At 31.5% G+C, this 11519-nt stretch carries 7 protein-coding genes and 1 pseudogene; 7 read left to right on the top strand and 1 reads right to left on the bottom strand.

From position 1 onward, the window contains the following. The first annotated feature begins 14 nt into the window (after positions 1 to 14). From ACLBWW_RS19225 to ACLBWW_RS19210, 4 genes and pseudogenes are all read left to right on the top strand, one after another. Positions 15 to 650 carry an SDR family oxidoreductase gene (locus tag ACLBWW_RS19225; RefSeq protein ID WP_098077165.1) on the top strand — a complete coding sequence of 212 codons (636 nt, stop codon included), beginning with the start codon at positions 15 to 17 and terminating at the stop codon, positions 648 to 650. Positions 651 to 752: 102 nt separating this feature from the next. Continuing rightward, positions 753 to 1601 carry a GNAT family N-acetyltransferase gene (locus ACLBWW_RS19220; RefSeq protein WP_098222237.1) on the top strand — a complete coding sequence of 283 codons (849 nt, stop codon included), beginning with the start codon at positions 753 to 755 and terminating at the stop codon, positions 1599 to 1601. Between the two features lie 108 nt (positions 1602 to 1709). After that, on the top strand, positions 1710 to 2084 hold the full coding sequence (locus tag ACLBWW_RS19215) for a hypothetical protein (RefSeq protein ID WP_048547003.1): 375 nt from the start codon (positions 1710 to 1712) through the stop codon (positions 2082 to 2084). A 199-nt stretch (positions 2085 to 2283) separates the two neighbouring features. Beyond that, positions 2284 to 4699 (top strand): annotated as a pseudogene (locus ACLBWW_RS19210) (M4 family metallopeptidase). 298 nt (positions 4700 to 4997) lie between these two features. Here the strand turns inward: ACLBWW_RS19210 and ACLBWW_RS19205 are convergent. Continuing rightward, a complete protein-coding gene (locus tag ACLBWW_RS19205) occupies positions 4998 to 6224 on the bottom strand; it encodes an AraC family transcriptional regulator (protein ID WP_098706602.1) in 1227 nt (408 codons plus the stop codon). A gap of 569 nt (positions 6225 to 6793) precedes the next feature. Between ACLBWW_RS19205 and ACLBWW_RS19200 the strand changes: the two genes are divergently transcribed. The 3 genes from ACLBWW_RS19200 to ACLBWW_RS19190 all read left to right on the top strand — a co-directional run bounded on the left by ACLBWW_RS19200 (position 6794) and on the right by ACLBWW_RS19190 (position 11457). Next, positions 6794 to 8455, top strand: coding sequence for a SpaA isopeptide-forming pilin-related protein (locus ACLBWW_RS19200; protein ID WP_088110296.1), 1662 nt, complete (start codon positions 6794 to 6796; stop codon positions 8453 to 8455). Positions 8456 to 8547: 92 nt separating this feature from the next. Continuing rightward, entirely contained in the window at positions 8548 to 9351 is an 804-nt protein-coding gene (locus ACLBWW_RS19195; protein WP_176542090.1) for a class C sortase, read from the top strand. Positions 9352 to 9504: 153 nt separating this feature from the next. Further along, complete coding sequence (locus ACLBWW_RS19190; protein ID WP_447614169.1) at positions 9505 to 11457, top strand: MSCRAMM family protein; 1953 nt, start codon at positions 9505 to 9507, stop codon at positions 11455 to 11457. Positions 11458 to 11519 lie beyond the last annotated feature (62 nt).

The following is an 11519-nucleotide window of genomic DNA, read 5'->3' as shown; positions in this document are numbered from 1 at the left end:
AAGAGGGGTTAATATTGGAAAGTACAAATAAAATAGCTATTCTGGGTGCAAACGGAAACGCAGGGAAATTCCTTGTAAACGAAGCGTTAGAAAAGGGATATCAAGTAAAAATATTAACAAGAAATTCTAATAATATCAAAATAACAAATGAAAATTTAGAGATTATTAATGGAGATGCACGTGATTTTGTTTCAATACGCAAATTACTTAAAGGGTGTCGAGCTATAATTAATGCGGTAGGTCAACCCAAAAATGAATCTTATATTTTTAGCACAGTAACGAAGCATATTTTAGAAGCAATGAAAGAATTTGAAATAAAAAGATATATACTAATTTCTGGAGGTTCTTTAGATGTTACAGGAGATCAAAAGGGAATTGTAAATAAAATAGGAGCTACCTTGTTTAAAGTATTTTTATCAAAGATGATGCAAGATAAATATAAAGAATTGCAAGCTATTCAAGGTAGTGATGTAGATTGGACAATTGTTAGATTACCATTTGTTATGGAAGGGAAGAGCATTGGAAATATAAAAGAGAGTTTAGTAGATATGCCAGGAATCAAAATTCAAAATAGTGATATTGCACCATTTGTTATAAAACAAATTAACAGTGAGAGATATGTAGGGAAGTGCCCGTTTATTTCAAATTAAATGGTTTAATTAAAAGTTAAAGAATGATGGGTAGATTGGCACTAGTACATTTTACGTATTTGAATGCTAAGTTTAACACGAGTAAGTGGGGGAGAATTTTATATGATTCAATACAAAAGATGCAGTGAAGTAAGTATAGATTTAGTGTATGAAGCTTTTAAAGATGGATTTTCAGATTACATTATTAAAATGGAAGTTTCAAATGAAGATTTTATAAAAAGGTTTTTGGGACCAGAAGGGAATTCACTAAAACATTCCTTTCTTGCTTTAGACGGTAACAAATCTGTTGGTGTAATACTTGGCGGGATAAAGGATTATGAAAACATAAAAACAATGCGTTGTGGAACATTAGCGGTTCATCCTAATTACCGAGGTATTGGTGTGAGTCAAAAATTATTTGAACTGCATAAAGAAGAGGCGCTTCAAAATGAGTGTAAGCAACTTTTTCTTGAAGTCATTGTAGGCAATGACCGAGCGATTCATTTTTATACGAAATTAGGCTATGAAAAAGTGTACGATCTATCTTATTATAATTTAAAAGATATGACTAAAATAATAAATAAAGATTGTAAGGGAATTGAAGTAAAACAATTAGAATTTCCAGCTTTTAAAGTTGAAATTCAGAAATGGTTACACTTCCATATAAATTGGCAAAATGATATGGATTATATCGGAAAAACAAACAATACATTTTATGGTGCATATGTCGATAATGATTTAAAAGGTTCTATATGTATGAATGAACAAGGTAAAATTAGTTTTCTTTTCGTAGACAAAGACTATAGAAATCGTAGTATTGGATCAAAATTATTACAAGTAGCAACAGAAAACTTAAATGTATCAAGTTTATCAATTGGGTTTCCAAACAACAATTTACTGGAAGGGTTTTTAAAGAAAACTGGATTTGAAAAGAATTCATTAGCACAATATGAAATGTATGTATTATTATAAAAAGCGAAAGGAGTCATTCTTTCGCTTTTTATTTTTGTGCTATATTGATATTTTACTTTGTATAATATTCTTTTTTTATGTAGAATAGATAGGATGGGAGGGGATGAAATGAATAATGGATTAAAGTTTAAGATTTTTGAATTGCATTGTTTCGTTCAAAAGACTTATTCTGATATTAAAATAGCATGTGATATTGCTATTTATCAAGAAAACACTTCTAAATATTTAATTTCATTAGGATTTTTAAATAAATCATTTATGACTTATATAGAAGCAAAAAGATTTTATCGTGAAAATGAAGAACTTATAAGTGTAGAATTTGATAATTTCTTTCATACATATGATAAATTAGAACAAGAATTAAAAAAAGTTATTTCAACTGAAGATAGGAATCCTTCATTGCTACATAGCAGATTTGATCAGTTTCAGCAAAAAGTTGAAAATATAAATGACTTAATAAAAGTATTGCAAAACGCTCGTTAAAGAATACTTTTTCTTTTTCATATAGAAAGTATGCATTAAAAACATATTAGGGATATGACATATTGAAGAGGTGACTTTTGTTGATGACAGAAGTCATCTTTTTATAATACAGTTTTGCGAAATGTGATGTACTTTTTATTTTTGATAGGAATACATTTAAGCAGTTTCATATTTTAGGAAATTATACGAGGAAAATAAAATGAAGAATAAAAAAGAAATAGCTATAGTTGCATTAACAACAGGATTAGTTTTAACAAGTGTAGCACCATACGGAGTAGTTTATGCAGAAGAAACGGGTCAAATGCAAATTGATATAAGAGGGTTCGTTCCGTACAGGTGAACTTACACAACCATCACAAAAGACGCCAGAGAATATAGTGAAAGATGCACTTAAGGAAAAGACGGAGCATGCTTTGTCTCCAAAACAAGTGAGTGGAGACAAAGGGGGAGATTACAAAGTTTTTCAAAAACGTAGTTCTTATGATGGGACTACACTTGTGCGTATGCAACAAATATATGAAGGTAAAGAAGTATATGGACACCAATTGACTGCTCATGTAGATAAAAAGGGTATTATTAAAAGTATTTCAAGAGAAAGTGCACAAAATTTAACACAAGAAGATTTAAAGAATACTAGTAATTTATCAAAAGAAGAAGCAAAACAATTTATTTATACGAAGTACGGAAACAATATTAAATTTATTTCTGAGCCAGAAGTCAAGGAAGTTATTTTTGTAAATGAAAATAATGGACAGGCTAGCAATGCATATCAAGTTACATTTGCCGCTGCAACACCAAACTATGTATCTGGAACTTATTTAGTGAATGCTCATAATGGTGATATGTTGAAAAATATGGTGCAAGAGTCAAGCTTAAAAGTAAGTGAAGAGCAAGTGGAATCTTTAAAGGAAACTAAAAAAAGCAATTCCATATCATTAACCGGAACTGGTAAAGATGATTTAGGGATAACTCGCACATTTGGTATTTCTGAACAAAGTAATGGGAAATATGCGCTTGGAGATTACACAAAAGGGCAAGGAATTGAGACATATGATGTGAATTATAGAGATATTAGTTTTGAAGAAAAATATTATCCTGGTATATTAGCAACTAGCACTTCAACAACATTTAATGATCCAAAGGCGGTAAGTGCTCATTTTTTAGCAACAAAGGTATATGATTTTTATAAAGATAAATATAAGCGTAATAGTTTTGATAATAAGGGGAACAAAGTAGTATCAGTTGTACATGCATGGGATTCTGGAGAAACAGATGATCCTAAAAATTGGAGTAATGCATTTAGTGCTAATGTTAACAATGTTAGTATGCTTATATATGGTGATTCAATGGTTAGAGCGTTTGACATAGCGGGCCATGAATTTACGCATGCGGTTACATCTAGCGAATCTAATCTTGAATTTTTCGGAGAATCTGGAGCAATTAACGAGGCGTTATCTGATATTATGCGAACGGCTATTGAGAAATATATAAATAATGGAGAATTTAATTGGACAATAGGAGAACAAAGCGGATCAGTTCTACGTAATATGAAGAATCCATCTTCAATCAATTTTTTTGATGGAGTACCGTATCCAGATGATTATAGCAAATACAGTGATTTAAACGGAGAAGATAATGAGGGCGTCCATTTCAACTCAAGTATTATTAATAAAGTCGCTTATTTAATTGCACAAGGTGGCACTCATAACGGTGTAACTGTAAATGGTATTGGTGAAGATAAAATGTTTGATATTTTCTATTATGCAAATACTGATGAATTGAACATGACTTCTAATTTCTCTGAATTAAGATTAGCGTGTCTTAAAGTTGCAACAAACAAATATGGAGCGAACTCAATTGAGGTTGAAGCGGTCCAAAAAGCTTTTGATGCAGCAAAAATTAAAGGAACAGTGAAAGAAAACGAAAAAACTGCAGAAAACTAAGTCCCTGAATTAACTGTACCGCTTACAATTACACTGCGTGTTGGTGATACGTTTGACCCGATGAGTAATGTAAAAGCCGTTGATAAAGAAGAGGGTGATTTAACAAATAAAGTAAAACATAAAGGCGATGTAGATACTTCTAAACTAGGTACATACATTGTGAACTACTCGGTCGTTGACTCTCAAGGGGGGAATGCAACGGCTACACAGACTGTAATTGTAAAGGGAAATGGAGAAGTATTAGATTTAAACCCTACATTAACAGTGCCTACTGCAGCGACAATTCATGTAGGAGATTCATTCGATCCAATGGAAAAAGTATCAGCTACTGATAAAGAAGACGGTGATCTTACTTCTAAAGTAGCATATGAAGGTAATGGAGATATCACTAAAGCTGGTACTTTTGAAATAATATATAGTGTCACAGATTCTGTAGGTAATAAGGTACATGCAATACAAAAAGTATTAGTGAAGGATAAAGATACTAGAAAAGCTAAAGGCGTTGCTAATAACAGTAATATCCCGAACAACAGTAATACCGATAAAAAAGAATCTACATATAAAGAGCTTCCCAACACGGGTGCAAGTACAACTAACAGTGCAACAATGGGCATATGGATGATTGTTGTCGGTACAGTACTCACTTTGGTTCGCAAATTTAGACAGATATAAAAATTCATCTAATAATTATTTCTCACACAATAATTATTAGATGAATTTTTTACTTAATAAGATTTTAGTATTTAAGTAGTGTATTTTGCATCTATAAAAATTTGTGCTTGGGCGCTATTTTGCCTACAGACCTACATTACATATAAAGCACGTTACTATTCTCATTCAAATAAAAGAATAGTAACGTGTTTTTTTGATTTAAAAATAGCCTAGATTTAAAAGGTCATGGATGTGGAAGTAATTCTAATCTGCCATTGATAAGTTACTAAAAACACTTTGTTTTAATGAAAGTTTAACTCTATATGACAACATGAGATTTTCGGTATTTACCAGGTGTTTCGTTAGTGAATTTTTTAAAAATTTTAGTAAAATAGCTTTGATCACTAAAGTTGAGCGAAGCACATATGTCTGATAAGGGATAGGTTGTGAAAGTTAATAATTTTTTTGCTTCTTCAATTCGTTCACGTTGAATGTACTCAATTAATGAAATACCGACTTCTTTTTTGAATAATATAGATAAATAATCTGAATTTACGTTTGCAAATTTAGCAAGTTGTTTAACTGATATTTGATTGTAAATATTTTTAAAAATATAGTTTTTGCAAATAGCGATAGTCTTTGAGTATTTCTTTACTTTTTGTGCTTTTACACGGTCTGCAAAAGTACAGAAAACATTTCTTAATAAATCCCAAACAGATTCTGTGTCTTTTAAATCCTCTGTCTTTTGGATGTGTAGATCGTAAATCTTGTAAGCAATCCCGGAAGGAAGTCCTCCTTTTATAGCATATCTAGTAGCAAGTGTGATGGATGAAATACAAATGTTTTTATGACGTCTTAATTGATGGAATGAAGATAAGGATGAAAGAGTCTCTTGTTGGAATTCGTAATAATATTTGAGTACGCTTTCTTTATCCCCGTTTTCTATAGCTCCAAGTAGTTGGTTCTCTATATACAAATTATGACAGATAGATTCGTTTTTTTGCATTGAAATATATACATCCTCGTTTAAGTTATTGCTATGATTTACATGAAATGAGTCACTGTTATTTGAAAAGGTATGTACATCTGATTTTTTTTTGTAGAGAATGTTATAGAACAATATTGCTATATTTACAAAGAAATTTTGATCTTTGACTGACAATGAAAAATAATAATCTCTTGTTCGTTTATAATTCGAAATAAAATTAAGGTTACTATCCGTTTTACTTGTAGAAAAATTTACATGTGTCAAGGGCCCAATAATAACAGTACCGTTCACCATATAATGACTCTTTATGTGAATTAAAATGAAGTGCCCTAAATATTGGTGAGATCTGAAGATGGGCGAATTATTTGAATCATTTTTTTGAAAAAGCACATGTAACTGTTCTATTTTTGATTTATAGAACGAATGTGATTCATCTTTTGATGTAAATTCTAAAAGAATATTTTTATTACAATCTAAAAAACAAACTGGAATTTCAAAAGATTGGAAAAAGATATTACAAATGTACTCTATCTCAACTAGACTGAGCTTTTTATTCATATTATTCCTCCTTACAGTTGTGTGTAATAGTTGAATGTTTATATATTCCTTTTTTTCATAAGTAGAAACGGAAAAACTTTATCTATAAAAATTATAAACTTCTAAGAATAATACCATAATTTAACATGATTAGCACATATTATTTGAATATACAGGTAATAGTTTTAGGGAGTAACGTAAAATATGAATTGTCACACTTATTCGTTGATCATTGTTTATATGTATCAAAAATGATTAAGATTGGATTTTAAATAGGGATAGGAAGGGAGAGATTAATGAATTGAAGTTAAGTAATTAATGAAAATTTGCGATAGAAGTTAATATGTAACGATTTTTGAAGTAGAGATATAAGTGCAATTCAGGGGGAAAACTACATATATCATACGGAGAGACAACGTAATAATAGAAAATAAGAAGAGTGAATAAGTGATTGTAAACAATGGATTGTTGGACGACTATGTTTTAGGTTACTCGTTTAAATTTGGTACTTGGCACACTATTACTTTTAAGAGGGTAATAGTAATAAAGAGATTTTTAAAATGATAGAAGTAGTAAAGGGGATAAGAGAAATGAAAAAAATATTTAGTGTGCTTTTAGTATTTTTCTTAACATTTTCTACATGGTCTAGTGTATTAGTAAAGGCAGCTTCACCATCCAAAGGTACTTTAACGATTCATAAATATGAACAAGAAAAAGATGGCGCACCGGGGCTAGAAGGTGATGGCTCTGCAAATCAAGAGGTACCAACAAATGCGAAACCGTTAAAAGGTGTAACGTTTGAAGTGAAAAGGGTTGCGTCGTTTGAAAAAATTTCAAACGATGGGAAAATCGTGAAAGAAGATGTGAAGCCTGTAATGGGAGCAACTCCAACTCAAGTAGTAACAGATGATAACGGACAAGCTGTATTAAAAGATCTTCCGCTAGGACGTTATGAAGTGAAAGAAGTGGCAGGACCTCCGCATGTTAACCTAAATCCAAATACGTATACAGTGGATATTCCATTAACGAATAAAGAGGGTAAGGTACTAAACTATGATGTTCATATGTATCCGAAAAATGAGATTAAACGTGGTGCAGTTGATTTGGTAAAAACTGGTGCAAATGAAAAAGCATTGGCAGGTGCAGTATTCTCTTTATTAAAAAAAGATGGTACAGAAGTGAAAAAAGAGTTAGCAACAGATGGTAATGGGCATATTCGCGTGCAAGGATTAGAGTATGGGGAATACTATTTCCAAGAGACAAAAGCGCCGAAAGGGTATGTACTAGATCCGACTAAACACGAGTTTTTTATAAAGACCTCCGGAACTATTAACGAAGATGGAACAATTACTTCTGGTACAGTAGTTAAAGTAGAAGTGCAAAACTATGAAGAACCAAATATTGATAAAAAGATTAACGGGAATTTGGAAGCGTTACCAATTAATCCGTTAACTAATTACAATTATGATATCAAAACATTAATTCCAGAAGACATTAAAGAATACAAAAAATATGTAGTAACAGATACTTTAGACGATCGTTTAATGATTCAAGGAAAACCAGTCGTAAAAATTGATGGAGCGGAAGTAAATGCAAGCATTGTAGAGGTAGCTGTAGAAGGCCAAAAAGTAACAGCCACAGTAAAAGATTTCACAAAGTTAGATGGTAAAAAAGAATTTCATTTACAAATTAAATCACAAGTAAAAGAAGGAGTACTATCTGGTTCGGAAATTTTAAATACAGCAAAAATTGATTTTATAAATAAAAATGATGTAATTGGAGAAAAGGAATCTAAACCTGTAGTTGTTGTTCCGACAACTGGAATTATCGAGTTAACAAAAGTTGATGGTGCTGATAAGAAGAAATTAAAAGGTGCGGAGTTTGTACTTAAAGATAAAAATGGAAAAATAGTTGTTGTGGCTGGTAAAGAAGTCACAGGTGTATCAGATGAAAATGGTGTTATTAAATGGACTAACATTCCGTATGGAGACTATCAAATTTTTGAAACGAAAGCACCAATTTATACAAAAGAAGATGGTATAACAGCTTCATATCAATTATTAAAGGACCCTATTGATGTAAAGATTAGCGAAAATAATCAAACGGTTAAATTATCGATTGAAAATAATAAAAGTGGATGGATTCTTCCTGTAACGGGTGGTATCGGAACGACTCTATTTACTGTACTAGGTCTTGCGTTAATGGCTACAGCGGCATTTGTTTTCTTTAGAAAAAAGGTTGCTAATAATTAAGGTTTTAGGAACATGTAACCAAGTGATGTGAAAAGGGGAGAAGCAAAATGCTTCCCTCTTTTCAATATTTTAGTATATGTAGAGGTGGAAATATGAAACGAAATCTTGTTTTAGGAGGTATTTTTTTATTTGGATTAGCTATTTTTTTATATCCTACTATTAGTAATTGGTTGGCGACTCGTGCACATTATTCTGAGATTAGCTCCTACGATAAGAAGATCAAAGCACTACAAAAGAAAGAAGTTGAACGTAGGGAAAAAGAAGCAACCGAATATAATAAACAAGTTCAAACTTCCATGAAAACATTTGCAGATCCATTTTCTGAAGAAAAAAATAATCATCAAGCATATGCTGATGCGTTAAATTTAGGTGATGTAATGGGGTATATTGAAATATCGAAAATTAATATAAAACTGCCAATCTATCAAGGGACCTCTGAGAAAGTATTGAGTCGGGGGGTAGGTCATTTAGAATATTCTTCACTTCCGGTAGGTGGAGAAAATACGCATACTATTTTAACAGGGCATCGTGGTTTACCATCAGCAAAATTATTTACAGATTTAGATAAGTTGAGTGAAGGAGATCTTTTTTATATTCATTCTTTAGACAAAATTCTTGCTTATAAAGTAGATCAAATTAAAGTAGTGTTACCACACGAAACGGACGATTTAAAAATTGTGGAAAAGAAAGATTATATAACATTAATTACATGTACGCCTTATGGAGTAAACACAAATAGATTACTGGTTCGAGGTGAGCGTGTGGAGTTTAACGAGAAAGAAAAACAAAAAATGCGTAAAGAGATATTTATGTTTAATAAGTGGACCGTAGTAGTCTTAATCCTATTATTATGTGTGTTACTAGTCGCAATTTATAAGAAAAAATTAACTCGATAGAATGAATTTATTTATCCTGTATTAATGGGCAGTGGGACCGAAAATCCAGAGATAAGTAAAGAAGGTATATAGGGGATGAAGTAAATCCTCACTGAAAAAAGTTTCACTTTATTCGACTGTAGAAAAAATACGGTAAAGGTGGGAACAAAGGAATTGAGGTTACAATTAAAGTTGGTAAGTATTCATTTTATGGTTTTGTTAATGTTATGTGTAAGTTTTGTCGTATATGCACCAAAAGAAGCATATGGATCCACGACTAACTTAGAAGGTCTAGGGGATATATCGCGTTATAATGCTGTTGTCTTTGGTAACCATATAGCAGTAGGTGGCGACATTGAAGGAGCAATTGCAGTTCAAGGTGATATGGATGCATCTGGTTATACAATTGTAGGTGCAGCAGCGGGAACATCTAATATAGTTGGGGGAAAATGGGATGACGAGGGATATCCATCCTTGTTATTGTCTGGAAAATTTAAAAAGTCAAGAAAGGAATCTTTTATCATTCAAAACGGAATAGTCGTAATGACAAAAGAGAGTGATCCAGATCGTATCATACAATCTTCTTATGATCGTATCGTTTATAAAGAAAAACTAGAAATTAACGCGAAATTTAATGAATTTCACAACATAGTGAACCAAGTTAGTAAAAATGCAGGTCAATATAAAACGAATACCCCAATTCCAAATATGAGTTATGGAATCGGAAAAGATATAAACAATCCTAATATTTATGTTTCATCAGAATTGGTAGGGAAAATCAATTTAGATATAAGAGATGTCTTTTTACCTAATGCTAAAGGAAAAGATTTTATCGTTATGTATTCAGATGCAATAGAGGTTACATTTAAAAATGGTGCTATCTTATATGACACGAACAATATTGGTAGGGCTACAGATATAATTCCTACATCACAACCCTATTCTCCTAATTCACCGTTCACTGAGTTATACGGGAAGGTGATTTGGGTTTTTCCTAATGCAAAAAAAATCACAACAGAGGGATATGGTGTCGTTGGGAGTGTGTTTGCTCCAAATGCTGTATTAGAAACAAAAGGCGGTTCGATTAATGGACAAGCATTTGTCGGTGCTGTACAACAAACTGGTGGATTTGAATTTCACAATTTCAAATTTAATTGGCAACATTGGAACAAGCCTAGTACAGGAAAAGTAAAGATAAAAAAAGTAGATAGTAATAATGATAATAAAGAATTGATGGGGGCAAAGTTTCATATTGAAGATTCAAATAAAAAAGTAGTTGGTGAGTTAGTAACAGATGAAAAAGGAGAAGCGATATCAAAAGAATTACCAATAGGTAACTATACTCTTGTGGAAACAGAAGCGCCTAAAGGTTACGAATTATTAAAAGATAAAATAGCTGTAAAAATAGAAAAAGATGCAGTAGTAGAAATTAAAATAGAAAATAAGAAATTACCAGATCCGATGGGGAAAATGAAGCTAGTGAAAGTAGATACGGGAGATAAAAATAAAAAGCTAGCAGGAGCAAAGTTTCATATTGAAGATTCAAATAAAGAAGTAGTTGGTGAGTTAGTAACAGATGGACAAGGAGAAGCGATATCAAAAGAATTGCCAATAGGTAACTATACCCTAGTGGAAGTAGAAGCACCTAAAGGTTATGAATTATTAAAAGATAAAATAGCTGTAAAAATAGAAAAAGATAAAGTAGTAGAAATTAAAATAGGGAATAAGAAATTACCAGACCCGACTGGGCAATTTGAAATTGAGAAAGTTGATGATAAGGATATTAATTTAAAACTAAAAGGTGCTGTATTTCAAGTATTAGATAAAGAAGGTAAAGAAGTTACTAGATTAACAACGGATGAAAAAGGAAAGGTGATTTCCAACCAGTTAGTACTTGGAAAGTATACGATTAAAGAAATAAAAGCGCCAAACGGATATATGTTACTTAGAGATCCAATAGAAATAGAAATTACAGAAGCGGTAAGGACACAAAAACTAACAGTGAAAAATGTGAAAAATAATTGGGTAATTCCTAATACTGGTGGCAGCGGAACAACAAGTTTTTATGTGATTGGTTTTGTGCTAATGTTTGGTGTGTTATGTTTATATAAGAAAAATCGTATATAAATAGTATAAAAACAGTTGTGTATTATGAACTGATTCCATAAAGTTAGAAAATCGTTTGGTTA

Source organism: Bacillus sp. M5A3_1b (assembly GCF_053345335.1).
Note: the sequence above shows the minus strand (reverse complement) of the source record. Positions and strands in the feature narration are given on the sequence as shown.

Excerpts from the sequence above, each read along its gene's own strand:
- ACLBWW_RS19195 (WP_176542090.1), top strand. The coding sequence starts at position 8,548 with ATGAAACGAAATCTTGTTTTAGGAGGTATTTTTTTATTTGGATTAGCT.
- ACLBWW_RS19215 (WP_048547003.1), top strand. The coding sequence starts at position 1,710 with ATGAATAATGGATTAAAGTTTAAGATTTTTGAATTGCATTGTTTCGTT.
- ACLBWW_RS19205 (WP_098706602.1), bottom strand. The coding sequence starts at position 6,224 with ATGAATAAAAAGCTCAGTCTAGTTGAGATAGAGTACATTTGTAATATC.
- ACLBWW_RS19200 (WP_088110296.1), top strand. The coding sequence starts at position 6,794 with ATGAAAAAAATATTTAGTGTGCTTTTAGTATTTTTCTTAACATTTTCT.
- ACLBWW_RS19220 (WP_098222237.1), top strand. The coding sequence starts at position 753 with ATGATTCAATACAAAAGATGCAGTGAAGTAAGTATAGATTTAGTGTAT.